Source organism: Singulisphaera chitinilytica (assembly GCF_049331405.1).
Classification (GTDB): Bacteria; Planctomycetota; Planctomycetia; order Isosphaerales; family Isosphaeraceae; genus PoT.
The window spans coordinates 3,705,008-3,729,060 of the sequence record NZ_CP186274.1; the positions used below are offsets into that span (position 1 = coordinate 3,705,008).

24 protein-coding genes and 1 tRNA gene are annotated in these 24,053 nt (G+C 63.3%); 18 read left to right on the forward strand and 7 right to left on the reverse strand.

Features of this window, described 5'->3' with window-relative positions:
• Nucleotides 1–42 precede the first annotated feature (42 nt).
• From ACOYYX_RS14935 to ACOYYX_RS14975, 9 genes are all read left to right on the forward strand, one after another.
• Complete coding sequence (locus ACOYYX_RS14935; RefSeq protein WP_422930704.1) at nt 43–771, forward strand: YkgJ family cysteine cluster protein; 729 nt, start codon at nt 43–45, stop codon at nt 769–771.
• A gap of 24 nt (nt 772–795) precedes the next feature.
• Complete coding sequence (locus ACOYYX_RS14940; protein ID WP_422930705.1) at nt 796–1,356, forward strand: HYExAFE family protein; 561 nt, start codon at nt 796–798, stop codon at nt 1,354–1,356.
• Nucleotides 1,353–1,565, forward strand: a complete 213-nt coding sequence (locus ACOYYX_RS14945; protein ID WP_422930706.1) for a hypothetical protein — start codon at nt 1,353–1,355, stop codon at nt 1,563–1,565. Before ACOYYX_RS14940 ends, ACOYYX_RS14945 begins: the two co-directional genes overlap by 4 nt.
• Nucleotides 1,566–1,608: 43 nt before the next feature.
• On the forward strand, nt 1,609–2,592 hold the full coding sequence (gene bioB / locus ACOYYX_RS14950; RefSeq protein ID WP_422930707.1) for a biotin synthase BioB: 984 nt from the start codon (nt 1,609–1,611) through the stop codon (nt 2,590–2,592).
• A 106-nt stretch (nt 2,593–2,698) separates the two neighbouring features.
• Nucleotides 2,699–3,994, forward strand: coding sequence for a beta-ketoacyl-[acyl-carrier-protein] synthase family protein (locus ACOYYX_RS14955; RefSeq protein WP_422930708.1), 1,296 nt, complete (start codon nt 2,699–2,701; stop codon nt 3,992–3,994).
• Entirely contained in the window at nt 3,987–5,153 is a 1,167-nt protein-coding gene (bioF, locus tag ACOYYX_RS14960) for an 8-amino-7-oxononanoate synthase (protein WP_422930709.1), read from the forward strand. The genes ACOYYX_RS14955 and bioF overlap by 8 nt, the downstream gene beginning before the upstream one ends.
• Before the next feature lie 123 nt (nt 5,154–5,276).
• Nucleotides 5,277–6,425: an aminotransferase class V-fold PLP-dependent enzyme gene (locus ACOYYX_RS14965; RefSeq protein WP_422930710.1), complete on the forward strand. Its 1,149-nt coding sequence runs from the start codon at nt 5,277–5,279 to the stop codon at nt 6,423–6,425.
• Nucleotides 6,426–6,458: 33 nt separating this feature from the next.
• Entirely contained in the window at nt 6,459–6,989 is a 531-nt protein-coding gene (gene coaD / locus ACOYYX_RS14970; RefSeq protein ID WP_422930711.1) for a pantetheine-phosphate adenylyltransferase, read from the forward strand.
• Nucleotides 6,990–7,032: 43 nt separating this feature from the next.
• Nucleotides 7,033–7,599, forward strand: a complete 567-nt coding sequence (locus ACOYYX_RS14975; RefSeq protein ID WP_422930712.1) for a hypothetical protein — start codon at nt 7,033–7,035, stop codon at nt 7,597–7,599.
• A 19-nt stretch (nt 7,600–7,618) separates the two neighbouring features.
• Here ACOYYX_RS14975 and ACOYYX_RS14980 read toward each other — a convergent pair whose 3' ends face one another.
• Entirely contained in the window at nt 7,619–8,299 is a 681-nt protein-coding gene (locus ACOYYX_RS14980; protein ID WP_422930713.1) for an HAD family hydrolase, read from the reverse strand.
• 171 nt (nt 8,300–8,470) lie between these two features.
• Here ACOYYX_RS14980 and ACOYYX_RS14985 point away from each other — a divergent pair, with 171 nt between their 5' ends.
• Nucleotides 8,471–9,481 carry a sugar phosphate isomerase/epimerase family protein gene (locus tag ACOYYX_RS14985; protein WP_422930714.1) on the forward strand — a complete coding sequence of 337 codons (1,011 nt, stop codon included), beginning with the start codon at nt 8,471–8,473 and terminating at the stop codon, nt 9,479–9,481.
• Between the two features lie 178 nt (nt 9,482–9,659).
• The gene (locus ACOYYX_RS14990; protein WP_422930715.1) at nt 9,660–9,839 is read left to right on the forward strand and encodes a hypothetical protein; all 180 of its coding nucleotides are present in this window, start codon (nt 9,660–9,662) and stop codon (nt 9,837–9,839) included.
• Nucleotides 9,840–9,870: 31 nt separating this feature from the next.
• On the opposite strand, the gene ACOYYX_RS14995 is transcribed toward ACOYYX_RS14990, so the two are convergent.
• On the reverse strand, nt 9,871–10,644 hold the full coding sequence (locus ACOYYX_RS14995; RefSeq protein WP_422930716.1) for a sigma-70 family RNA polymerase sigma factor: 774 nt from the start codon (nt 10,642–10,644) through the stop codon (nt 9,871–9,873).
• Between the two features lie 864 nt (nt 10,645–11,508).
• Nucleotides 11,509–12,798 (reverse strand): Gfo/Idh/MocA family protein, encoded by a 1,290-nt coding sequence (locus ACOYYX_RS15000; RefSeq protein ID WP_422930717.1) that lies wholly within the window; start codon nt 12,796–12,798, stop codon nt 11,509–11,511.
• Nucleotides 12,799–13,011: 213 nt separating this feature from the next.
• On the opposite strand from ACOYYX_RS15000, the gene ACOYYX_RS15005 reads away from it, so the two are divergent.
• The 3 genes from ACOYYX_RS15005 (at nt 13,012) to ACOYYX_RS15015 (ending at nt 17,901) form a co-directional block, all read left to right on the forward strand.
• Nucleotides 13,012–14,922 (forward strand): CocE/NonD family hydrolase, encoded by a 1,911-nt coding sequence (locus ACOYYX_RS15005; protein ID WP_422930718.1) that lies wholly within the window; start codon nt 13,012–13,014, stop codon nt 14,920–14,922.
• Nucleotides 14,923–16,462: 1,540 nt separating this feature from the next.
• Nucleotides 16,463–17,614, forward strand: coding sequence for a DUF1559 domain-containing protein (locus tag ACOYYX_RS15010; protein WP_422930719.1), 1,152 nt, complete (start codon nt 16,463–16,465; stop codon nt 17,612–17,614).
• A gap of 104 nt (nt 17,615–17,718) precedes the next feature.
• The gene (locus tag ACOYYX_RS15015) at nt 17,719–17,901 is read left to right on the forward strand and encodes a hypothetical protein (protein WP_422930720.1); all 183 of its coding nucleotides are present in this window, start codon (nt 17,719–17,721) and stop codon (nt 17,899–17,901) included.
• Between the two features lie 42 nt (nt 17,902–17,943).
• On the opposite strand, the gene ACOYYX_RS15020 is transcribed toward ACOYYX_RS15015, so the two are convergent.
• Both ACOYYX_RS15020 and ACOYYX_RS15025 read right to left on the reverse strand, forming a co-directional pair.
• On the reverse strand, nt 17,944–18,696 hold the full coding sequence (locus ACOYYX_RS15020; protein WP_422930721.1) for an SDR family NAD(P)-dependent oxidoreductase: 753 nt from the start codon (nt 18,694–18,696) through the stop codon (nt 17,944–17,946).
• Nucleotides 18,693–19,241: a cob(I)yrinic acid a,c-diamide adenosyltransferase gene (locus ACOYYX_RS15025; protein WP_422930722.1), complete on the reverse strand. Its 549-nt coding sequence runs from the start codon at nt 19,239–19,241 to the stop codon at nt 18,693–18,695. Before ACOYYX_RS15025 ends, ACOYYX_RS15020 begins: the two co-directional genes overlap by 4 nt.
• A 168-nt stretch (nt 19,242–19,409) precedes the next feature.
• On the opposite strand from ACOYYX_RS15025, the gene ACOYYX_RS15030 reads away from it, so the two are divergent.
• The 3 genes from ACOYYX_RS15030 to ACOYYX_RS15040 all read left to right on the forward strand — a co-directional run bounded on the left by ACOYYX_RS15030 (nt 19,410) and on the right by ACOYYX_RS15040 (nt 21,971).
• Complete coding sequence (locus ACOYYX_RS15030) at nt 19,410–20,459, forward strand: TolB family protein (protein WP_422930723.1); 1,050 nt, start codon at nt 19,410–19,412, stop codon at nt 20,457–20,459.
• Between the two features lie 47 nt (nt 20,460–20,506).
• Entirely contained in the window at nt 20,507–20,998 is a 492-nt protein-coding gene (locus ACOYYX_RS15035) for a DinB family protein (RefSeq protein WP_422930724.1), read from the forward strand.
• 340 nt (nt 20,999–21,338) lie between these two features.
• The gene (locus ACOYYX_RS15040) at nt 21,339–21,971 is read left to right on the forward strand and encodes a hypothetical protein (protein WP_422930725.1); all 633 of its coding nucleotides are present in this window, start codon (nt 21,339–21,341) and stop codon (nt 21,969–21,971) included.
• A gap of 636 nt (nt 21,972–22,607) precedes the next feature.
• Here the strand turns inward: ACOYYX_RS15040 and ACOYYX_RS15045 are convergent.
• A tRNA-Asn gene (locus ACOYYX_RS15045) sits at nt 22,608–22,680 on the reverse strand.
• Between the two features lie 187 nt (nt 22,681–22,867).
• Entirely contained in the window at nt 22,868–23,032 is a 165-nt protein-coding gene (locus ACOYYX_RS15050) for a toxin-antitoxin system HicB family antitoxin (protein WP_422930726.1), read from the reverse strand.
• 377 nt (nt 23,033–23,409) lie between these two features.
• On the opposite strand from ACOYYX_RS15050, the gene ACOYYX_RS15055 reads away from it, so the two are divergent.
• Complete coding sequence (locus ACOYYX_RS15055) at nt 23,410–24,009, forward strand: GbsR/MarR family transcriptional regulator (protein ID WP_422930727.1); 600 nt, start codon at nt 23,410–23,412, stop codon at nt 24,007–24,009.
• Nucleotides 24,010–24,053 lie beyond the last annotated feature (44 nt).

The window sequence follows — 24,053 nt, forward strand, 5'->3', positions numbered from 1 at the left end:
TCGGCGAGTGGCTCTCTGGGTGTGTTTGGGGAGGTTCACCCGGTGAACAAAACGCAGATCCGACGCGAGGACGTGCCGCCGGGCGCCTGTCTCTGCGACTTCTGCATCGGCAAGTGCTGCCGATACTTCTCCCTCCCCGTCCACACCCCGACGCGCTGGTCCGACTACCAGGAGATTGAAAAGTACCTCGACTATGGGAACACCCTGGTCTATGTCGAGGAGGGGACGTGGTTCCTCGTCGTGATGACGCTTTGCAAGTATCTCACGAAAGAGAACAAATGCGCGGTCTACTGGACGCGTCCCAAGGTCTGCCGCGAGTATACGACCGACGACTGCGAGTACGACTCGGACTGGAAGTTCGATAAGGTTTTCGAGACGCCGGCCCAGATCCGGGAGTATGCCGAGGCGATCCTCCCACCACGGAAGTCGACACGCGGAATGAACGCCCAACTCCCCTCCGAGGAAGAACTCCCGGCCGAGCGTGGCTTCACCGTGCGGCTCGATCCGCCGACGACCTGGGATGACTACGACGCCATGCGCTGGTACCTCGCTCACGACGAGACGCGAGTCTTCGTCGGCCGATGGGGCTGGTTCCTGCTGGTGCAACCCCGTCGCGGCAAGAAGTCCGGCGCGAACCTGAGCCTGGTCAGCGACCCCGGGAAGGTTTTTGAATCGGCCGAGCAACTCTGGGAGTATGCGGAAGCCGTGTTGCCCCCGAGGCGTCGTCCCAGGGAGATCGACACCGGATTGCCCATCGTCACGATCGGCTGAATCGATCGAAGGTCTTCGCAACCCATGGCCAACCGCGCTAACCACTATGAGGCCGCGTTCGAAGCCTACATCCGGTCGATCCGGATCCCTTGCGTCGCTGTGGACGAGGCCAAGCGGGCGTTTTTCGGGGACGAGGGGGTGAAGAATCCCGATTTCTTGCTGTATCCTCGTATGGGTCCCAATCTTGTTGTCGAGGTGAAGGGCAAGCGTGGGAAGGATGCGAGAGGCCGGCGTCCCTGGGAGAACTGGGTCACCACCGATGATCTCGAAGGCTTGAGCCGCTGGCAGGAGATGTTCGGCCCCGGATTCCGGGCGATCCTGGCCTTCGCCTATGCGGAGCCGCTGCAACCATTCCCCTTGCCTCGAGAGAACGGTGCCTTCGAATTCCGGGGGCTGGACTACCGCTTCTGGGCCGTCGGGCTCGATGATTACATCGCCAACCTGCGATCTCGAGGGCCCGCCTGGAAGGCCGTGGCCATGGCCCGTGCCGCTTTCCGACGTCGGGTCCGACCGCTCCGGGAGTGGTTGCCCATGACGATCGAGTCACCGAAACGACCGAAACCCCTCAGGGAGCGCGATCGATGAAGAAATGGAAACGCACGCTGGCCGAAGTCGCCCTGGCGGCGGTCCTGACAGTTGGTATGCTGCCGGCGTCCGCCTCGGCCCAGGCACCGGCCGAAGGTGCACCGGCCGCCGAGGGCGAAGGCTCCGGCGACGCGGTCCCGGGATACATCGGCGTCGCGATCCTGGGCTTCGGTGCGATGTTCGTCATCGGCAAGTCGGCCCGTCGTTGATTGTGTGTTCGAGTCCATCCCGTCACCCCCAGGTCTTTCGTCGATGTCGATCAGCACGTCCTCGCCGTCTCGAGCCGAAGTCGCAGCGATCTACCGGACCCCGGTACTCGACCTGATCTTCCGCGCGGCCGAGATCCATCGCCAGTATCATGACCCTTCGCACGTGCAGGTCTGCGTGCTGCTGTCGGTCAAGACGGGCGGCTGCCCCGAGGACTGCGGATACTGTCCCCAGGCCGCACGCTACCACACCGACGTCAAGGCCAAGCCCCTCATGGATGTCGACGACGTCCTCGCTGCGGCGAAGCGGGCGAAGGACGAAGGGGCGACCCGTTTCTGCATGGGGGCCGCCTGGCGCGAGGTCCGCGACAACGAGCACTTCGACCGGATCCTCGAGATGGTCCGCGGCGTGAAGGACCTCGAGCTCGAAGCCTGCTGCACCCTGGGGATGCTCAACCCGAGCCAAGCCCGGCGCCTGAAAGAGGCGGGGCTCGACGCCTACAATCACAACCTCGACTCCTCCGAGGAGTTCTACGGCGAGGTCATCTCGACCCGGACCTATCAGGACCGGTTGAACACGCTCCAGAACGTCCGCGAGGCCGGAATTTCCGTCTGCTGCGGCGGGATCGTCGGGATGGGCGAGACCGAGGACGACCGCATCGGCCTCCTGCACACGCTCGCCTCGATGCCCGAGCCCCCCGAGTCGGTTCCCATCAACGCGCTCGTCGCCGTCGAGGGGACGCCGCTCGCCGAGCAGCCCAAGGTCGCCATCTGGGACATGCTCCGCACCATCGCCACCGCTCGAATCTTGATGCCGCAGTCGATGGTCCGGCTCTCGGCCGGCCGGGTCCACATGAGCGAGACCGACCAGGCCCTCTGCTTCCTCGCCGGGGCCAACTCGATCTTCGCCGGCGACAAGCTCCTGACGACCCCGAACCCCGGCCCCGACCGCGACCAACTCCTCTTCAACCAACTCGGCTTGAAGCCGAAGCCGCTGGTCGTCGAGTCGTCGGAATGTGACGGCCACTGATTCTGAACCGTCTCACTCCCAGCCCCCGATCCAACCATCGGTCGACGCACCATCGAGTCCCGGGAATCGTCGCGTGCCTGCGTCGTTAAGCCAGTTTGATCGGGGAATGGAGCCGAGTCCCGCCGTCGTCGTCACCGGCATCGGACTCATCACCGGGTTCAACGATCTCGATCGTGGCCCAGGTACACGACATCGGAGAGAGGTCACCTGGGAAGCTCTCAAGGCCGGCCGAAGCGCGGTGCGGAGCCTCGACTGGCCTCGCTCGCGCGATGAGCCCCGATACTTCGGTTGCTCGGCCTTCGGGTCGGGGGACTCGCAGCATCGCGAAGTGATCCACGATCTGATCGCGGCCCTAGCCGACGAGGCTTTTGAAGATGCCGGCCTCGGCTCGCAAGAGATCGAGCCCGCCAGCGACCGCACGGCCGTCCTGCTTGGCCTGAGCAAGGGGGGCGTCCGCAGTTCGAGACTCCTGGCCGAGCGCCTCGCCGTTGGGTCACCCGACGACGAACGCACGGCCCAGGACTGGCTTGCCTCCTGGCCATCCAGCGGCGCGATGCTTCTGGCTCGCCGCCGTGGGCTCCGAGGCCCTTGTCTCGCACCGATCGCCGCCTGCGCGACGGGACTCGTCGCCGTGATCCAGGGGGCCGACCTCATCCGTCGGGGCGTCTGCGATCGGGTCATTGCCGGGAGCGCTGATGCTTCCCTGGAACCACTCTTCCTGGCGGCCTTCCGCAAGATGAAGGCCCTGTCTCGCTGGGAGGGCGACCCACAAGGCGCCGTCCGTCCCTGGGATCGTGGACGTTCCGGCTTCGTCGTCGGCGAGGGGGGAGCCCTGCTCGTCCTCGAGCGCGAGGACCTGGCTCGAGAGCGTGGCGTTCTCCCCTACGCCGAGGTCAAAGGGGGCGCTCTCGGGGCCGACGCCTATCACGAGACGGACCTGAACCCCGACCCTCGAGGGTTCGCCGACGTGATTACGCGAAGCCTCACGGATTCGGGCGTCGACCCGTCGGCGATCGATCATGTTAACGTCCACGGCACGGCCACGAGGTCGAACGACCCGCTCGAATGCCAGGCCTTGCGGTTGGTCCTCGGCGAGCATGCCGAGGCCGTCTCCTGCTCGGCGAGCAAGAGCCAGATCGGCCACCTCCTCGGAGCCGCCGGCGCGGCCGAACTTGCGATCACCTGCCTCTCAATCCGGGACGGCTTCGTCCCGCCGACGCTCAACCTCGACGACCCGGACCCGGCCTGCGACCTCGATGGCACGCCGCACGTCGGCCGTTCGCGCTCGATCCGCAATGCCCTGAAACTCTCGATCGGCTTCGGCGGGCACCTCGCCGCCGTCGTCCTGGCTCGTCCCGAAGGGGACAGACGCCTCGGTGTCGGGATGACCTCCGATGCTTGATCCACTGGCCTGGATCGACGACGAACTCGACTCCTATGCGAAGCAAGGGCTCGCCCGCAAACTCGTCCCCTTCGATCGAGGCCCGGTCAAGGCGAATCCCTCCTGCCTCGATTTCAGTTCGAACGACTATCTCGGCTTGGCCGCCCATCCTCGACTGATTGCCGCCGCCTGTCGGGCGACGGAAGAGTATGGCTGGGGCGCGGGAGCCTCCCCGCTCGTCAGCGGGTGGACGACGGCCCATGCCGATCTTGCCGTCAGGCTCGCCCAATTCGAGCATGCCGAGGCCGTCGCGTTGTTCCCGACCGGTTTCGCGGCGAACCTCTCCACGGTCTCGGCCCTGGTCGGGTCGGGCGACGCGGTCTACCTCGATCGCCTCTGCCACGCCAGCCTCGTGGACGGAGCCAAGCTGAGCGGCGCGAGCCTTCGAGTTTTCCCGCATAACGACACCGATCGCTTGCGCTCCACGCTCGAACGCGATCGTGGTCGATTCCGTCGAACGCTGATCGTCACCGAGGGCGTCTTCAGCATGGACGGCGACCTCGCTCCATTGGCCGAGATCGTCGAGGTCGCGGAGGCGTTCGGTGCAATGCTCCTTGTCGACGAGGCCCACGGGACGGGGGTCTTCGGCTCCGACGGGCGCGGGGCCTGCTCCGAGTTCAACGTTTGCGATCGCGTCCAGATTCGAGTCGGGACGCTCTCCAAGGCGCTAGGGTCGGTCGGAGGTTTCGTCGCCGGCTCGAGTCGCTTGATCGACTGGGTCGTCCAGCGTGCGAGGGCCCTGATTTATTCGACCTCGCTTCCTCCCGCGGCAGCAGCAGCGGCGGCCGAGGCCCTCGATATCCTCGAATCAGAGCCCGAGCGGCGGGTCCACCTGCACGCCATCAGCCAGCATCTCCGCACGGGACTCAGCTCCGCAGGGTGGAACGTCGTCCCTTCGATGGGGCCCATCGTCCCGATCCTGCTGGGCGATTCTCACTTCACCATCGCACTGGCCGAGCGTCTCCGCACGGATGGGTTCCGGGTCGCCGCCATCCGACCCCCCACGGTGCCGAAGGGGTCGGCCAGGCTTCGAATCAGCCTGACGGCGAATCACACGTACTCGGGTCTCGAAAAGCTGATCGCTGCCCTGGGCAAGCCTCCCGCCTTGCCGGCCGCCTGATTCGCGGTCGAAGCGCCTCAACGCGTGTTCCGCTGGTTCAACGAAACGACTTGCGTTAGTCTGAGCCGACGAGGCCAGGGAGAACGCCCGGTTCGGTTCGTTGGACGAGCGAGGAGGATTGGCTTGGACTGGAACGCCCTGAGAGAGGCCGAGTTTCCCGTGGGCCGCGAGATGGCCTACTTCGATCACGCCGCCGTCGCCCCCCTGCCCCGACGCGCCGCGGCGGCCATGCGCAAGACCATCGACGAACAGGAACGTTATGGCTGCGCCCGCTGGCTCGAGTGGGAACGCCGCGTCGAGGACGATCGCAAGCGCGTCGCCAAACTGATCAACGCCGACGTCGAGGAGATCGCGTTCATCCCCAACACCACGTACGGGATCAACCTGATCGCCGAGGGATACCCCTGGCGTGAAGGCGAGAGCGTGGTGACGGCGGCCGAGGAATATCCTTCGAATCTTTATCCGTGGATGAATCTTGCGGGCCGGGGGGTGACCTGCCGGACCGTCCCCAGCCGCGACGGTCGCATCTGGCTCCGCGACCTCGCCGGGGCCATGGACGGAACGACCCGCGTGCTGACGATCAGCCACGTCGAGTTCTCGACCGGGTTCCGCAACGACCTCGACGCCTTGCTCGAGCTCTGCGAGGTTCACAACGTGGCCCTCTTCGTCGACGCGATCCAGGGGATCGGCCCCCTCACGCTCGACGTCAAGAAGACCCCCGTCGACTTCCTCGCGGCCGACGGGCACAAGTGGATGCTCGGGCCCGAAGGTGCGGGATTCATCTACATCCGTCGAGACTGGATCGAGCGGCTCAGGACGATCGGCGTCGGCTCGCACAGCGTCGTCGGTTCCTTCAACGCCCCCGTGGGCCAATACAAGCTCAAGCCGACCGCCCAGCGCTGGGAAGGCGGTTCGATGAACATGTGCGGACTCCACGGCTTCGGCGCCAGCGTCGGGCTCCTCCTCGAGATCGGCCCGGACGTCGTCTCCAAGCGAATCCTCGACCGGGCCGAGGCCATCCGCGAGCTCTCGGCCGAGGCCGGCTGGACGGTCTACGGCTCGAGACGCCCCGGCGACCTCTCGGGCATCGTCTCGATCGAGCATCCCAGCGTCGACACGAACGCCCTCGCGAATCAGCTCAGGCGCGAGGGGATCGCGCTCGCGAGCCGGAGGGGGCGTCTTCGCATCAGCCCGCATGTTTATAATGACGATGAGGATCTGGCCCGCCTCAAGCAGGCACTCGTGGACGCCACTCGAAGCGCCGCCGGTTGATTCGCGTCATCGACCTCGACTCCGGGAACGACCATGAATCCAACGGCCTCCCGTTCTTCCGACCCCTCGAGGACCGCCGTCTTCACCGGCACGTTCGACCCGCTCACGCTCGGGCATCTCGACGTGATCCGCAGGGGGAGGCTCCTGTTCGAGCACGTCGTGGTGGGCATCGGCGTCAACCCGAACAAGGCGGCCCTCTTCAGTATCGAGGAGCGTGTGGCGCTGGCGCGTCAGGTCGTCGCGCCATTCCCGAACGTCTCCGTCGAGTCCTTCGAGGAACTGACGGTCAAGTTCGTCAGGAGGATCGGGGCGAGGGTGATCCTCCGCGGCGTGCGGACGCTGTCGGATATGGAATACGAGTTCGGCATGTCGTTGACGAACCACCGCCTCGACCCCACCATCGAGACGGTCTTCCTCATGGCCGATGGCGAATATTCTCACATCTCAAGTACACTCATCAAGCAGATCGCCCGCTTCGGGGGCGAGTCGGCGCTCGGTCGATTCGTCCCGCAGGAGTTGATCCTCCCCATCGTCGAGAAGATGCAGAGCGAGCAGCCTTCGTGATCACCCCGACGAGATCGACCTGAAACCCATCAGGACTCGCATCATGATGCTCCCGATCCCCTCGTCTTCGGAAAACCAGGCGGATCTGCCGATCCGGAACTACGTCATCGTCTTCTTGAGAGTGGCGCTGGGGATCAGCCTGCTGAACGAGGGGATCGTGGAATCCATGATGCTCAAGATGGCGGGAGGGCCGGCTTCGATCCACTCGATGCTCCCGCACTTGGAGATCATGCTGGGCGGGGCCCTGATCTTCGGGATCTTCACGACGATGGCCAGCCTCGCCTCATCGATCTTCCTCCTGATCAAGCCCCTCGTCGTCTCCGGGATCATGCTCACGGGGGGGAACCTGCTTGCAGGGCCCTTCGGCATGCAGGCTTACCTGGAGAAAGGCTCCTCGACCAATATCCTGCTGACGGCCGCGGTCCTCTGGTTCTCGTCGCCGGGCCGCAACCCCTACTCGCTCGACCAGTTGCTCTTCAGCAAGCGTCGGCAGGCCCAGCCGACCCCGGAGCCCGAGGTAGTGACCAAACCGCCGGATTGGGACGAACTCCCGACCGCCCCGAAACCGGGCGAACGAACCGCCAGGTTCTTAGCGTCCAGGGACGAATGAACGCTGTCGGCTCGCTGAATCAATCGCCCTGGTTCAGGCCGAGCTTGCCCAGGACCTCATCCGGCTTGAGCAGGTTATCGAGGTAAGGCGAATCACCTGACCACTCCCCCTGCTTCTGGCGATGCCCCACGGCCAGTGTGGGGATCGAGGCCCTTCGCGCGGCGGTCAGGCCGGTGAGCGAGTCCTCAATCACGACCGCCTCGAATGGTTCGACTCCTGCCTTTCGAAGCGCCTGGCGATAGGCCTCGGGATCCGGCTTGACCGCCTCGACGTCCTCCTTACCGACGATGATCGGGAAGGCCTCAAGGAGTTCGGAGGCCTTGAGGACGGCGATGATGTTCTCGCGCCAGGTCGTCGACACCACGGCCAACTCGACCCGGCCGACGAGCTTCTGCACGAGCGACTTCACCCCCGGATAGAGCCGGGGCGAATCGCCCAGGAGGGCGATCGTCAGCTCCTGCTTGCGCTGGATCCAGCCTTCGACATCGCCGTCGACGATGCCGCGCTTCTCGAAGACCTCTTTGAGGAATTGCCGATCGTCAATCTCGACCGAGCGGATGGCAATTTCTTCGGAGAGGGCCCAGCCCATGCCGGCGAGGGTGCGCTGCCAGGCGGCGACGTGGATGTTCTCGGTGTCGGCGAGCACACCATCGAAGTCGAAGAACACGGCGCGGGGGGCGTTGGGGGCGGGTGAGCTCATGAGAGAGAGGCCGTCTGACCCAGGGAAAACCAGATTATCACTCGACCGTGAGGCCCCGTCAAATCGTTGACTTTCGCCCCGATCACTCCTATGGTTGCGTCTTTCCGAATCAGCTATGAACTTCGAGTTCGCTCGGAGAAATCCGCGTCCCAACCCGCGAGGAGCGTATCCATGCCGCGACCCGTGACCCTGTTCACTGGCCAGTGGGCCGACTTGAGCTTGGAAGTGATCTGCGAGAAGGCCAGCAAATGGGGCTATGACGGGATCGAGCTCCCGTGCTGGGGCGACCATTTCAACGTTCAGAAGGCGCTCCACGACGACGACTACTGCAAGGAACGACACGACCTGCTCGGCCGCTACGGCCTGAAGTGCTGGGCGATCTCCAACCACCTGGTCGGCCAGCTCGTGCTCGACATCCTCGACGCACGCACCGATGACTGGGTCCCCGCCAACATCCGGGGCAACTCGGACAAGAAGCGAGACTGGGCCATCCAGGAGATGAAGGACACCGCCCGCGCCGCCAAGAAGATGGGCGTGAAGGTCGTCAACGGCTTCACCGGCTCATCGATCTGGCACCTGCTCTACTCGTTCCCCCCGGTCCCCGATTCGACGATCTCCGACGGCTTCAAGCTCCTCGCCGAGCGCTGGAACCCGATCCTCGACGTCTTCCGGGAGTGCGGGATCAAGTTCGGCCTCGAGGTCCACCCCACCGAGATCGCCTTCGACCTCTACTCGGCGGAGATGGCGCTCAAGGCCCTCGACTTCCGCCCCGAGTTCGGCTTCAACTTCGACCCGAGCCACCTCCTCTGGCAGATGGTCGATCCCGTCGCGTTCATCCGCGCCTTCCCGGATCGCATCTTCCACGTCCACGTCAAGGACGCGGCCCGCACGCTCGACGGCAAGTCGGGCATCCTCGGCTCTCACCTGAACTTCGGCGATCCCCGCCGCGGCTGGGATTTCCGGTCGCCGGGCCGCGGCCAGGTCGATTTCGAGGAGATCGCGCGGGCCCTCAACACGATCGGCTACGAAGGTCCCCTCTCGGTCGAGTGGGAAGACCCCGGCATGGACCGCGAATACGGCGCCGCCGAGGCCGCCCAGTTCGTCAAGAAGAAGATGGACTTCCCCGCCTCCGGTCGCGGATTCGACTCGGCCTTCGCCGAGGCCCAGTCGGCCAACAAGTAAGGTCCGTCGTCGAACTCGAGTCGATCCGATCAGCGAACAGGCCACCCCTGAGACATTCAGGGGTGGCCTGTTGTGTTACCGGTGGCTGACTTGACGCGTCGGGTTGCGCCAGGGAATACTCAATCAAGATGTGCTGCACGCCCAGCCTTCCCCACCAACCACCCTTGGGAGCGAACCCATGAGCGGACCCATCGTCCGGAAATACGGCTTCCCCAACTTCGAGCAGATCTTCGGCGAGCGCAACCTCGAGCACGGGGTCGAGGGATCCGAGGCCAAGCCCGCGCAGGGCGAAACGCCGTCGGGCACAAGCAAGCCGGCCGAGTCCGATGAAACCGCGAAGAAAGAGAAGAAGGCCTGAGGTGAGACCGGACGGGATCCGCTGAAACGGATCAGCCCAGGTCATCCACGAGCAGCGCCTCGCGGAGTTTCTGGAGGACTCGCGTCTTCTCATTGCTGACCGTTTTGGGTGCCACGCCCCACTGCTGCGCGATCTCGGCCGGGGTCTCCCCCTTCAAGGTCGCGTGGATCAGGGCGGCTTCGCGGGGGCTCAGCGACTGCGAGATCACCTCATGCAAGGCCCCCCGGCGGTCATCCTGGGCCTCGTCCTGGGGGGTCGAGGCCGTGGCGACGACGCCGTCGAGCGGCTGGAAGGCTCGTTCTCGCTGGGCTCTCTTCTTGACGGTGTCGATGGCGCGGAAGAAATCCGGGCCGTCGGCCGTCTCCCGGCTCAGGACGTCGCGGATGCCCATCTGCCCGATCTCGCCGAGCAGGGCGTCGAATCGCGTTCGACCGAGGTTCTGCAGGAGCGTCACGAAGACGGCCTGGGTGCAGTCGTCGTGCATCTGGGGCGGGACGCCCGCACGGAACCAGGCCCGCTGGAGATAGCGGTTGAGCTGGGTGAGCCCCGAGGAGATCTGCTGGGCGTCGGCCGATTGGAGCGAAGGCCCCAGCAGGTCGGCGATCTCGGTCTGCCCCAGCGCGTAATCCCAGGCGACCTTCGAGGTCTCGTGGGTCTCGGTCGAGGCGGGGGCGATCGTGTCCCGCTCGACAGCGAGCTCGGGGAGTGCATGCGCGGCGATGCTCAACAGGCGAAGGGCCTCCAGGGCCTCGACCGCCGGTCGGTAAGATTGCCGCCGTTTGCTCTTCCCTTCGCCGCCTGCCAACGTGAATTCCTCCGCCAGGAGTTACTTAATTTTAGGGAGATGATCGAATCCGGAGCCGACGCGAACGCAAGCGCCGTCAAAGGTGCTTCGTCGCGGGCCCATTTATCGTCAGAAAGGGGAGAATGGCTTCGCTCAGTTGCGTCGCTAACTTATACGAAATCAGCACCGCCTTCGAGGCCAATTCCCCGGACCCAGACTTAATGATACCATGCATGCAGTTGTTAGAAAATACCTTTTCTTTTGGATCGTGACGGTACGGTTTTGATCTCGAATTTCGCCGCAAAATCTTGGCCCGGCGTGGGTTCCGTGGCGTTGCCACGGCGCTGCGAGTGAATAAGGGGTTTTGACGAAGTAGGGTTTCTGTAGCGGTTGGCAGGTTTTGACTGCTTGGGGAAACTGGTTAATATCAATGAGAAAGAAAATGAATAGCTCCGAACCTTCGATCTCCGGCCAACCCCTCGTATCTTAGAACGCATTTTCGCCGTTTGTCGGTCATCCTTTGTGGAAGCGATGTGGGGCGGGCACGAATACCAAACAGTTCGTTATCAGAAGATAGACTTGAGACGGACAACGCCTCGTCGGTCGGGGGATTTCCAGGCAGAGTTCTTCCCTCGCGTGCCGGATACCGAGCCATACGAGCCCGAAGCTGACTTGGTTTGGCCGAAGTGACTGAAAAACCTCCTCCCATGATCAGGCCGCATAGCCTCTCCGTAAATTACGCGAGGGCGCCGGTCCTGTGACCTCATAGGGGCATGCCTGACCTCATGACATGCGAGGTTGCGTGAACGCGAATCCGCCCGGAGGATACCTCGGCGAGGACCTCCGGGCGGATCAAGTGAAAGGATCATCCAGGTACAGAACTGATCAAACCTGTGACGGCATCTCGAAGCGGGTGCCGTATTCACGCGTGAGGAGCTGATTGGCCTCGGCATCGCCGGGGAAGCTCTCCGTCGCGCCGTCGAACTTGAGCTTGCGGCCGAGGCGATGGGCGATGTTTCCGAGGTGGCAGAGCCTGGTGCTGAGGTGGCCGATCTCGATCTCGGCGTTCGGATTCGCACGAGACTTGATGCATTCGAGGAAGTTGGCGACGTGATCCGCCTGCGAGCCACTCGCCGGCTTACGCGTCGTGACCTCCTTGCCCTGCTCGATCCGATAGCCCGCATCGTCGATGATGAGGGTCCCCTTCTCGCCGTCGAATGCGATGCCGAAGCCGGACCCCTCGTTTCCGTGCTTGGACCACATCCGATGTTCCCAGGTGAGGCATGCCTGGGGGAATTCCCAGGTCACGGCCTGGGTGTCGGGGACCTCCTGGTCGTCGTCGAAGATGTACTTGCCGCCGCCCGACGTCACGGCGACGGGTGCATCGACGCCGAGTCCCCAGCGGGCCACGTCGAGCCCATGGATGCCGTTGTTGCCGAGTTCCCCCGTCCCCCAGTTCCAGAACCAGTGCCAGTTGTAGTGGAACCGATTGGCGTGGAAGGGACGCTCGGGCGCGGGGCCTTGCCACATGGCGTAATCCACCCCCTGCGGCACCGCCTCGGGCTTGCCGTGGCCGATGCTTGGGCGCACCTGATGGATCCAGGCCCGGGCCATCCCGACCTTGCCGAGCGTGCCCCCCTTCACAAGCGAGACGGCCTCGGCGATGTGCGGCATGCTCCGGCGCTGGGTCCCCGCTTGCACCACTCGTTGGTACTTCCGCGCGGCCTCGACCATCCTGCGGCCCTCGACCACGTTGTGGCTGACCGGCTTCTCGCAATAGACATCCTTCCCCGCCTGGCAGCCCAGGACGGTGAGGAGCCCGTGCCAGTGATCCGGCGCGGCGACCACGATCGCGTTGATCGACTTGTCGTCGAGGAGGCGGCGGAAGTCCTTCTCGACCCTCGGTTTCTTCCCGGCGATCGACTCGACTTCCTTGAGGGGCTTGGCGAACATCGCGTCGTCGATGTCGCAGAGGGCGAGGACGTCGGCCCCCTTGTTCTTCGCGAACTCGCGTGCGAGGTCCGTCCCCCGGCTTCTCAGCCCGATGATCGCCACGCCGACGCGTTCACTCGGCTCCTCCGCGCCTCGGGTTGCCCGCCCCGCCAGGGCGAGAGCACCGGCCGACAACAAGAAGGTGCGTCGACTCGCGGCCGTCCTGATTTGGTCGCCATCCATCGTTCTTGTCTCCAGCAAATGCTCATTGGTTTGTCAATCGAGGCGAGGCCTCCTATCCCCGTCACTCATTCCCTTCGATTTAACAGGTGCAAGGGACGAGGGCCATAGGGTCGACGCCAGAACGTTGCTTTCGGCCCGTCGAACCGGAGAATCGTCTGGTCGTCCCCCCTCCTTCCTCCGAGATCGATCCGAGCGGAACCGAGGTCGAGTTCGATGCCCCAAATGAAGCTGCCTCCGTCATACGTACTCCTCCTGATCGGAACGATCGGCCAGCCGTCGCCCGATGCGCGGGCGCAAGCCCCGGCAGGCTCCTCTCGGCCCGCATCGTTCGACGTGGTGGTCGAGAAGAACGTGCCGGTTGTCGTCCGGGACGGGACTCGGCTTGCCGCCGATCTCTATCGCCCGGCTCGCGGCGACAAGGCCGTCGCCGAGCGGTTCCCGGCGCTCCTGACACGGACCCCTTACAACAAGGATGGAGTCGCCGACGACGCACGCTACTATGCCTCGCGAGGCTACGTCGTGGTGGCCAATGACGTCCGGGGCCGCTACGCCAGCGAAGGGCGCTGGCGGTTGATCGCCGACGATCCGGCGGATGGCTACGACGTCGTCGAGTGGATCGCCGCTCGACCTTGGTCCGACGGCAAGGTCGGGACCTTCGGCACGAGCTATCCCGGCGGGACCCAGCACGCCATGGCCGAGATGAAGCCGCCGCACCTGACCACCATGATCCCGATCGACGCGCTCTCCAACTGCGGGATCAGCGGCATGCGACAAGGCGGGGCCTTCGAACTCCGGTTCATGAACTGGATCTTCAACATCGGGGCACCGAACGGCCGCGAAGCCTTGGCAGACCCGGCGCTCCGGGCCTCCCTCGTCGCCAGCGGCAAGCGTATCCGCGAATACGTCGACGACCTGCCGATCCGGCCGGGCACGACCCCGTTGCGAGTCGTCCCCGACTATGAGTGGTGGCTGGTCGAGGCCCTGCGGAGCGGTCCCGAGACCCCCTTCTGGAAGATCAAGGGGATGTCGGTCGTCGACCACGTCTCAGACTATGCCGACATCCCCGTGGCCCACGTCACCGGCTGGTACGACTCCTGGACGCGCCAAGTGACCCTCAACTACGAGGCCCTGAGCCAGTCCAAGCGCTCCCCCCAGCACCTGATGATCGGCCCCTGGGTCCATAACTCGCAGGGGTCGAACGTCTCCGGCGAGGTCGAGTTCACGGCCGACGCAGGGATCGACCTGCGAGCCTGGCGTCTGAGATGGTACGACCACTGGCTCCGTGGCGAGGCCAATGGGGTGGAAAGCAGCCCTCGAATCTACCTCTACATCATGGGGACCGGCGACGATCGCAGGTCGGCTGCAGGGCGACTCAAGCACGGCGGATACTGGCGGTCCGAGCGAGAATGGCCGCTCACCCGAGCCAGGGCCACCCCCTATTACCTGCAGGCCGACGGCTCGCTCTCGCCGGCCGCACCCGTGGCGGAATCGAGCGCGACGACATACACCTACGACCCCGATCACCCCGTCCCGACGATCGGCGGCAACATCTCGTCGGGGACCGAGCTCATGCTGAGCGGAGGCTACGACCAACGTCCTCGCGAGGACACTCACCCGAAGTCGAACCTCCTCCCCCTCTCCACACGCCGCGACGTCGTCGTCTTCCGCTCGGCCCCGCTGACCGACGACCTCGAAGTCACCGGCCCGATCTCCGTCAAGCTCTGGGTCTCGTCCACGGCGACGGATACCGACTTCACCGCGAAGCTCATCGACGAGATCCCACCCAATCCCGACTATCCCCTGGGCTTCGACCTCAACCTCACCGACTCGATCCTGCGGACCCGCTACCGGAACTCGCTTGACCACCCCGAGCTGCTCCAGCCCAGCTCCGTCGTCCCCATCACAATCACCCTCTATCCCACCTCGAACGTCTTCAAGAAGGGGCACCGGATTCGGCTCGATGTCTCCAGCAGCAATTTCCCGAGGTTCGACACAAATCCGAATACAGGAAGTTCCCTGGGCGACTCACGGCGTCGGATCAAGGCAGACAATACCCTCTACCATGATGGCGACCATCCGTCGCACATCTTACTTCCTCTGATTCCCGCGGCGACTCGCCCCTGAACGTGAACGGCGGGTCGGCCAATTTCCGGCCCGCTTCGTTGAGACCTAAATAGAGCCTTACTCGTGTTAAGGACCTGAAACTCATCTCGTTCGATGCTGAGATTAGAACTTATGAGTTTGTTACGACGAATGGTCTAACCTTCTCCACTTCAACGACTTTCGAAGCGAGGGCCGTTTCTGGCGAAAAATCCCGCGTTGTTTCTCGGATCGATTTATTGCCAACCGGATCGATTTCTGGCCACACGTTTCAAGCCAGGCCATTCGACCCGGACTCGATCGTTATTCGTTTATGTCGGTATAGAATGGTTCTTCGTATTCGGTTGGCTGAAAGCCCCCGTCCCACCTGTAGTTCCCACTTCCAGGTCGCGAAGTCTTGGTAAAGAAGCGCAAATCATGCCGCGGAATCAAAACTCAAAAAGAGACTTTCGCGTCCGATCACGGGTGTAAAATACGCCGACCGCGATCTGAGAAAACCCGAGGTTCACTCTGCAAGGCTCCGTGGCATGGTTACGACTAGACACACCGATACGATCTCAAAATCACTCCCAACAGCATAATCCAACCTCCACCCGACAATTTCCGACTTAGACAAATAACCCCAAGACTGCATATTTTCTCGGCAGGAAATGCTGGAGACTTCGGCATGGCAAGTCCTAATAAATTAAACCTACAGATGTCTTTCAGGCTCGTGACTTTATGTCGATTTTCAATGGATCAACTACGAACCGAGATCCGGGGATCTATCAAGGAAGCGAGGCATCCGGCTGCTTTGTTGAATCGATTGAAACGAGGCTTCAACGTCCTCCGGCCGCGGCGTATACCGGACTTAAGAATTGTTCTCAGACTAATGTAGGGAAGCATTTACGTAAGGGCGGGGAACGTCCTGAAGGTCGCGAAATGCTTTGTGATCATCTCTAGCCGCAGTCACGAAAGCATGAGCTGCCGCACGTTCGAAGGCGACTTTGCGTGCCCTCGATCTTGTAGAATTATATTCTAATACGTCGAGATTCGCGCGGCGTGAGGCGGCCGATTCGTGGGCCGCGAGCTATTCAATGGCATCCGAATTGCCTAGGTTCGATGTCGCTTTCATTAGAGCTTCGTGTTGGCTTGCCCTGATCGGCCAGGGTGCGGCGTGTGCATTCCTGGCTGAACTGGCATCCCCCCCAGCTGTGTCAGGCTCTCGCCTGGAGTCGGGTCGGCAACTGATCGGTCTTATCCCGATCGCAATTGTCAGCGAATGGCTTGAGCGTTCAGCGAGCACGATTGCATGGGCGTCCGCCTCGCGATCGAGGGGTGCCGCGCATGCATCTCGCGAGCGGTCAGCCCGGCGGTTTTCGTGGGAATCGCGAGCCGAGCCCCTTGAAGTGCCGCTTATGATGTTAGCAGGGACTTGAGTCCTGGTTCGGAAGACATGTTCCTGTGATTCACTGTGAGTTGGAACGCATGTGACGCGCAGATTCGCGGAAGCCGACCCGCGAGTTTTCCTTCTCCTGTTCGAGGATCGCTCTTTTTCCCCATCTGAATCAACGAGGAGTTGTGCATGCGAGAGCTGACACGTGTCAAGTCCCCTTATCGTTCGCGGGGCTTCACCCTCATTGAGTTGCTGGTGGTCATCGCCATCATCGCGGTCCTCATCGCCCTGCTCTTGCCCGCCGTCCAGGCCGCCCGCGAGGCCGCCCGTCGCGCCCAGTGCACCAACAACCTGAAGCAGTTGGCCCTGGCCGTCCACAACTACGAGAGCGCCAACGGCACCTTCCCCGCGCAGTCGATGATCCCGCCCACTGGCCAGAAGGACAACTCGCAGACGGGCTGGAGCATCAGCTGGATCGTGCCCCTGCTCCAGTACACCGAGCAGGCACCGATGTTCAACGCCTACAACTTCAGCGACGACCCGATGACGGCCTCGGCCACGGGTAACGGCTGGGCGAACACCACCGTCGCCATGTCCAAGCTGAACATCCTGGCCTGCCCATCGGAGAGCGTCACCGACCCGTTGCGGCAGATCACGGGGACGTCCTTCTACTACGGCACGACGAACTACGTCGGCAGTTACGGCGGTCCCGGCCCCCAGTCCACTTGCAGCGGCACGATCGTCCCGATCGCCAACCACTGGATGCAGGCGGCCACGAGCCTGAGCCCGACCTACGCCCCGGTGCGTATCGCCTCGATCACCGACGGGACCTCGAACACCGGGTTGATCAGCGAACGGCTGGTCGGGACGACCAATTACTACTTCACTCGTAGCAGCAACCTCTACAAGCGAGGCGAATGGCACAGCCCCGTGTCGGCCCCCTATCCCTCGAATCAGGCGACGCTTCTGTCGTACGTCCAGGGTTGCAACAGCATCGCCGGGACGACGACGAATCGCTACGGCGGTGCCGCCGGTCAGATGTGGATCGCCGCCTTCCCGATCTACCTCGTGACCAACTCCTATAATCACTTCGGGCCGCCGAACCAGATCGCCTGCACGAATCCCGGCGAAGCCACGTATCAGGGCGGTTACAGCGACAGCAATCTCTATTACGTCGGCCCCCTCGGCAGCGCCCCACCGAACAGCAATCACCCGGGCGGCGTCGTGGAAGCCTATGCCGATGGATCGGTCCGTTTCATGAAGGACAGCATCAACCCCGTCACCTGGTGGGCCCTCGGCACGCGAGCCGGCGGCGAAGTCGTCAGCTCCGACGCCTTCTGATCGCGAAGCTATTTTGAGTCGAAAGCGCAGTCCCGATATCCTCCGGGTATCGGGCCTGCGCTCGTTCATTTTCTTATCTTAATCTGAGGCAGGATCCCCACTCCATGCGTCGATTGCTCATCGCCTCGTTCCTGTTCCTCTGTTACAACGCGATCCCCGGCTGCGGAAGCTCGCAGGTCCCCGTGGCCCCGAGTACCGAGGATACCCGGGCCAAGGAAGTCCGCGAGACCGACGACATGATGCAGAACGCGCTCAAGAAGTATCAGGGGAAGACCAAGAAACGTTGATCGAATCAGGATGTGTTCATTTGGTTTTGCGGATCTTGGGGCTCAGTCCACGCCCAGGAACCGCCCGCCGTCGACACGTATGCAGGAGCCGGTCGCGAAGGTCGTGCCTTCGAGGAGGTAGAGGACCAGGCCGATCACGTCCTCGGGCGTGCCCACGCGGGCGAGCGGGGTCTGGGCCACGACGGCGTCGCAGTCGTCCTGGCTGAAGTCGCTGGGGGGCTCGATCATCGCGGGCTGGATGAGGTTGACCAGGATCGTCGGCGCGAGCTCCTTGGCCAGGGCCAGGGTCATCGTCGCCAGGCCCCCCTTGGCGATGAGGTAGGGCAGGTAATTCTTGTAGGGCCGGTCGGTGGCCCAGTCGCCGAAGTTGATGATGCGGCCCTGGATCCCGTCGCGGGCCTCCTGCCCTTGCATCCTCCGGGCGGCCGCCATCGACGTGTGATAGGGGCCGGCGAGGTTGGCGGCGATCATGTCGTCGAAGTCGGCGGGCTTGAGCCTGGAGAATGGGGTTCGACGATAGACGCTCGCCATGTTCACGAGATGATCGATCCGGCCGAACTGCTCGACGACATGCGCGACGGCCCGCTCGGCCTCGTCAGCACGAGAGAGGTCGGCGGCGACGCTCGTGGCCAAGCCTCCCGCCTCGTTGATCTCGCCGACCGTTCGCTCGATGGCCTCCCGGCTCGTGTGGTAAGTCAGCGCGATCCGGGAGCCTCGGCTCGCCAGGCGCTTCGCGAGCGCACTCCCGACTCGCCGGCCTCCGGTGATGAGGACGGCAGGCTCTTGCGAACTCATGGCTTGCTCCAGGTCACGTCGGGAACTCCCGCCCTCTGGTTGACGACGCGCCCGAGGACGAAGAGGAGGTCGCTGAGCCGGTTCAGGTAGACAAGCAGGGGTTTCGGGACGTCGCCCTCGGGATCTCGGGCGAGCCCCACCACTTCCCTCTCGGCGCGTCGCGAGACCGTCCGCGCCAGGTGAATCTGGGCCGCCGCGACGGAGCCGCCGGGGAGGATGAACTGGGTCAGCGGGGGTAGCTCGGCTTCGAACCGGTCGATCTCGGTTTCGAGGCTTGAGGCATGGTCGTTGGTCACGGCGTCGTGGAAAGGACCTCCGGGCTTGGGATCAGCCAGGGCAGCTCCGACCAGGAAGAGCTGGTTCTGGAGCGCCGCGAGGAGTGCGTCGAGATCCTCGTCGACCTTCTGCGCGCGGACGAGTCCCAGGACGGCATTCAACTCGTCCACCGTGCCGTAGGCGCTGATCCTGGGGTCGTCCTTGGCATATCGACCGGGCCCGAGTACACCCGTAAAGCCGTCGTCGCCCGTCTTCGTGTAGATCTTCAAGAGGGTTGGCCCCCGCCAGCCGTTGCTGTTGGAAATCCGCGCCCCCTTCGAGCCATTGGCGGCATGGGGGGTGGGTCTTATACTAGGTCAACCTGTCCCCCCGGGAAAGGTGAAGAGGGGTCGGGTCGCTCGCGAGCCACGCACAACATCTGAAGGAGTCGATCGCCAATGCTCATCCCCATGATGATGACGGCTCTCCTCACGGCGCAACATCCGGCGGCCAGCAATCCGGAAGAGGTCGCCGCCAAGGAAGCGACCCACCTGAAGGATATCCGCCAGGTGACGTTCGGCTTCGCGCGGGCCGGCGAGGGCTATTTCCGGCCCGACGGCAAGGCGATCATCTTCCAGGCTGTCCAGAACCCACCTCCGACCATCTTCCTGGCCCCCGCGCCGAACCAGGACGATTACCAGATCTTCAGCTCCGAGCTTTCCAAAGACGCCAAGCCGCTGATGGTCAGCACCGGCAAGGGCCAGTGCACCTGTGCCTACTACCATCCCGACGGTAAGTCGATCCTGTTCGCCTCGACTCACCTCGACCCGGCCAAGCCCGATGGGCCCCGGACCCCCGCCTACAGCAGGACCGAGCGGTACAAGTGGGAGTTCCCCGAGAGCATGGATATCTTCCGGGCGAACCCCGACGGCTCCAACCTTGTCCGGCTCACCGATACGAAGGGGTATGACGCCGAGGGGAGCTACTCCGCCGACGGCAAGAAGATCGTCTTCACGTCGTTCCGCGACGGCGACGGCGAGATCTACGTGATGGACGCCGACGGCAAGAATCCCAAGCGCATCACGAAGGCCAAGGGCTACGACGGCGGCCCCTTCTTCTCGCCGGACGGCAAGCGGATCATCTATCGGAGCGACCGCAAGGACAACGACCTGCTCCAGATTTATATCAACAACACCGAGGGGACCGAGGAGCGTGCCCTGACGAACAACGAGTTCGTCAACTGGGGCCCCTCGTTCCACCCTGACAGCAAGCACATCATTTATGCGACCAGCAAGCACGGTCATCAGAACTACGAGCTCTACCTGATGAACGTGGACACGGGCACCGAGGAACGCATCACCTTCCGCGAAGGGTTCGACGGCCTGCCCGTCTTCAGCCCCGACGGCACGAAGCTGATGTGGACCTCGAGCGGTCGCACGGCGGATAAGAAGAGTCAGCTCTTCATCGCCGATTTCACAATGGAAGAGTCGCTCGCGACGAAGCCCTGATGTTCGGTTGGCCTCGTCGAAGTTAAATAGGCCGGGGAGACGCGAAGGTGCAAGCCAAGGACGTGATCTTGCGGACCTGGGAAGCCAACGACCGCATCATCGGGATGTACGTCGAAGACCTTCAGGACCACGAACTTCTGATCCGGGCCGTCGATGGCATGAACCACATTGCCTGGCAGCTCGGACACCTGATCCTGGGCGAACGCAGGATGATCGAGTCGATCCGCCCGGGGGTGAGCCCTGCCTTACCCGAAGGTTTCGAGGAGGCCCACGACAAGGAATCTGCGACGTCCGATGACTCGGGTCGGTTCCTATCGAAAGCCGAGTATCGGCACCTGGCCGCGGCCCAGCGTCAGGCCTCGAAAGAGGTCCTCGCGAGCCTGAGCGACGCGGACCTCGACGCCCCTGGCCCCGAGTTCCTCAGGGCTTATGCCCCGACCGTTGGCGCCGTCTTGCTGATGGTCGGCACTCACGGGCTCTTGCATTGCGGGCAATTCGTTGGCGTTCGCCGAAAGGTCGGCAAGCCGGTCCTGTTTTGACGAGCTCTCGTTCGATGCTCTCGAACGCTCCCTCCTTCTAACTTAAGCCTGACGACGACACCGGGGCAACGCTCAGCAGACCGCTGATCGCTGCCCCGGTTGATTTTCTGCGGTGCATGGCCACCTTCGAGATCGGCGAGGTCTCGGGCCGATCTCAGGGCCCGCCATTTTGTCATCGAGTCATCAAAGTCCCGTTTTCTGAAAAAAGTTTCAACCATCCTCCTCCCTAGGTGCACTCTCGGTACGTCGGTTCGAAATGATGAGGAGGATCCTCATCGCCATTGCGGATTCGAGCTCGACCGTCGGGGCCAGAAAGGCCTGAAGGATCGGGAGCATTTCGATGAGAAGGATTGTGCATCTCGGAGCTGTTATGTTCCTCGGCGCCTTGGCCTCTGCTGCCAGCGCCGGGCCCATCGTTGACCCTGCGGCGACCATCGACGCCACGGATCTGGGCGGAGGGGTCTTCGACTACAAAGTCACCCTGTCGAACTCTGGCGCAAGTCCCGCACCGATCGGTACGTTCTGGTTCGCGTGGGTGCCCGGCAAGGATTTCCTCGATTCGGCCCCGCTCTCGGTCATGTCGCCGGCAGGATGGACGGACCACGTCACGAACACTGGTGCCGATGACGGATTCGCGATCCAGTGGGTCGCCAATTCCGCCGGCAACGCCCTGGCGCCGGATCAGTCCCTCTCGTTTGAATTCACAAGCACCGAGACTCCGCAGCAACTCGCGAAAGCCTCGCCCTTCTTCCCGGCGTTCCTGGAAGGCACCTCGTTCGTCTACAGCGGCGCCCCCTTCTCCGATTCAGGCACCCAGTTCGTCGCGACGCCCTCCACTCCCGCGCCGCCCGTCCCGGAACCTTCCTCGCTAGCACACCTCCTCACCGGAGTCCTCTGCGGCCTCGCCCGGCAGGGTCTCAAGTCGAGGCGAAAGCCATCTCAGTCGAACGCACGCAAGCTTGCGCATCAATAATGGGAATTTGTCGTTGGTTCGGATCATGACCTCACATACGCCGACTTTGGGCGTGGCGATGCGAGCATTGGGCAGGGTCGAATTGTAGCCCCGTTCCCCCCCCCCTTTTTTCTGCGGGCGGACGTAGTGTTGGCGGGAACAGGAGTGAGATGAAGTGGATTGTCGAACGGGATGTCGATCGTTATGGATCGATGCGAACCTCGAGCGAAAATCAAGCCTTTACTAAAAAATAGCAAAATGATTTTGAATGATCGTGTGAAGCTGTGCGGTTTTGATGAATCCCTCCGATAAGCCTGCCGTAAGTCTCAACGGCCACTTGGGTCGAAGTCGACACGTCGTCCTATCGCCCTCGTGGTGTCGGAGCTACTCGACTCAACATCTACAGCCTGGGCGCAGGCCTGTGGTCGTATCGCATGGTCCAAGCCGATGACGGTTCTCGAGCATCCTCGGGGAAGTCTCCTCCGAGAGGATCTCGCATGAGCGCGACGCGGCGGTAGGCAACATGATCGAGGAGGTAGGAGAAACAGTTTGGAATTGGGACAGGGTTCCCTGTCGCCAGTTGGAGAGATGATCGAGGCTCGGTGGACAAACGAAGAAGGCCCGCGGCGTGTGCCACGGGCCTTCTTCGTTTCGAAGCTCCCCGACTAGGACTCGAACCTAGAACCTAGCGGTTAACAGCCGCTCGCTCTACCGATTGAGCTATCGGGGAATCGATGGGCCTAGAATACCGGGTCGGCCCGAGGGAATCAAGACCATTTCTTTGGGACCGTCGTTCGATAGCGACATCGCCTCGAAGAGAGCGTTTCTACGTCGCATGCGCCGGGCCATCGTCGACGGTCCACTGTGGTCCCGGGGCCGGCACACTCCCAACGAGGAGGTCGCGGTCGGCCGGAAACTTACTCTTTGGGGGCGGACTTGGCCTCGTGCTGCTCGATCGCCTTCTCGAGGATGCCGACGATGAGCGCGTTGAGGGACGCCTTGTCTTCCTTCGCCCAGCTCGCCAACTGCTCATGCAAGACTGGAGGCATCCGGATTTGAAAGTGGACCACGGTCTCAGGCATGGGGGAAACTCCTCTCTTCGAGTGGGAGTGACCGTCCGAATAAAGCGGGCGGGACTCAAGGCCCGGGAATCGCCGATCAAGGGACCGAGCGACTGGGCATGCATTTTATTGTACCTGAAATTTCGCGCGGAACCTTAAGTATTTTCCCAGCAACATCCTCATGGCGAGGCGATTTCGATTGTCCGGCGCCCGCATAACGCGTACAACCAAGGTTCCGGGCTCACAACGGTCTTGGCAAACGCTGGAGTGGCGTCGAGCCCTGGGTCTCGCGGGCTTTCGATGCGACGTCGTGCGACGCATTGGCGACGGCGGGCCGTCCTTTGCCGGAGGGCTCCTCCCGTCGCCCGGACCCAACCAAACGCCCCATGGATCCTCCGATGCCGACTGAAGACTCAGGCGAGCCCATTCCCCCATCGCCTCCGGAAGAAGTCCGGGCCGCCGATCCCCGGAGCGACGGTCTGATCCGCGAGTTCGTCGAGCATTGGGGCATGATGGCCCGCTCCTGGGGCATCAACGCCACCATGGGCGAACTATTTGCCCTTCTTTATATCTCCGGGACCGAATGGACGGCCGAGGCCCTCTGCGACCGTCTCCAGGTCTCGCGCGGCAATGTCAGTATGAACTTGCGCGAGCTGATGGCCTGGGGCGTCGTTCACAAGATCCACCGTCAGGGTGAGCGCCGGGAGTTCTACCGGGCCGAGACGGACGTCTGGACCCTCTTCCGACGGATCCTCTCGGAGAGGAAGCGGCGCGAGCTCGACCCCACCCTACTCGTCCTGGATCGGAGCGTCCACCGCGTCCAGCAGGATCCCGACCTGGCGGGGCTCCAGGGGCGACTCGATGCCCTGCAGAGTTTCTTCAGTCTGATCGACGGCCTGGCCTCGCGGCTCATGACACTCGAGATCGAGGACGTGGACTTGATCCGCCAACTGCTCGGCATCGATGACGAGGCGTCGCAGATGCGGCCAAGAGGGTGAGCGCAGCGGCCTCGTCGCGACGGCCGGCCCGCAATCCTCGCGCG

Coding starts and splice junctions, on each gene's coding strand:
- ACOYYX_RS15040 (WP_422930725.1), top strand. CDS start 21,339: ATGAGAAGGATTGTGCATCTCGGAGCTGTTATGTTCCTCGGCGCCTTG.
- ACOYYX_RS15015 (WP_422930720.1), top strand. CDS start 17,719: ATGCGTCGATTGCTCATCGCCTCGTTCCTGTTCCTCTGTTACAACGCG.
- ACOYYX_RS15010 (WP_422930719.1), top strand. CDS start 16,463: ATGCGAGAGCTGACACGTGTCAAGTCCCCTTATCGTTCGCGGGGCTTC.
- ACOYYX_RS14990 (WP_422930715.1), top strand. CDS start 9,660: ATGAGCGGACCCATCGTCCGGAAATACGGCTTCCCCAACTTCGAGCAG.
- ACOYYX_RS15020 (WP_422930721.1), bottom strand. CDS start 18,696: ATGAGTTCGCAAGAGCCTGCCGTCCTCATCACCGGAGGCCGGCGAGTC.
- bioB (WP_422930707.1), top strand. CDS start 1,609: ATGTCGATCAGCACGTCCTCGCCGTCTCGAGCCGAAGTCGCAGCGATC.
- ACOYYX_RS14940 (WP_422930705.1), top strand. CDS start 796: ATGGCCAACCGCGCTAACCACTATGAGGCCGCGTTCGAAGCCTACATC.
- ACOYYX_RS15005 (WP_422930718.1), top strand. CDS start 13,012: ATGCCCCAAATGAAGCTGCCTCCGTCATACGTACTCCTCCTGATCGGA.
- ACOYYX_RS14985 (WP_422930714.1), top strand. CDS start 8,471: ATGCCGCGACCCGTGACCCTGTTCACTGGCCAGTGGGCCGACTTGAGC.
- coaD (WP_422930711.1), top strand. CDS start 6,459: ATGAATCCAACGGCCTCCCGTTCTTCCGACCCCTCGAGGACCGCCGTC.
- ACOYYX_RS14980 (WP_422930713.1), bottom strand. CDS start 8,299: ATGAGCTCACCCGCCCCCAACGCCCCCCGCGCCGTGTTCTTCGACTTC.
- ACOYYX_RS14955 (WP_422930708.1), top strand. CDS start 2,699: ATGGAGCCGAGTCCCGCCGTCGTCGTCACCGGCATCGGACTCATCACC.
- ACOYYX_RS15000 (WP_422930717.1), bottom strand. CDS start 12,798: ATGGATGGCGACCAAATCAGGACGGCCGCGAGTCGACGCACCTTCTTG.
- ACOYYX_RS15050 (WP_422930726.1), bottom strand. CDS start 23,032: ATGCCTGAGACCGTGGTCCACTTTCAAATCCGGATGCCTCCAGTCTTG.
- bioF (WP_422930709.1), top strand. CDS start 3,987: ATGCTTGATCCACTGGCCTGGATCGACGACGAACTCGACTCCTATGCG.
- ACOYYX_RS14945 (WP_422930706.1), top strand. CDS start 1,353: ATGAAGAAATGGAAACGCACGCTGGCCGAAGTCGCCCTGGCGGCGGTC.
- ACOYYX_RS15055 (WP_422930727.1), top strand. CDS start 23,410: ATGCCGACTGAAGACTCAGGCGAGCCCATTCCCCCATCGCCTCCGGAA.
- ACOYYX_RS15030 (WP_422930723.1), top strand. CDS start 19,410: ATGCTCATCCCCATGATGATGACGGCTCTCCTCACGGCGCAACATCCG.
- ACOYYX_RS14975 (WP_422930712.1), top strand. CDS start 7,033: ATGATGCTCCCGATCCCCTCGTCTTCGGAAAACCAGGCGGATCTGCCG.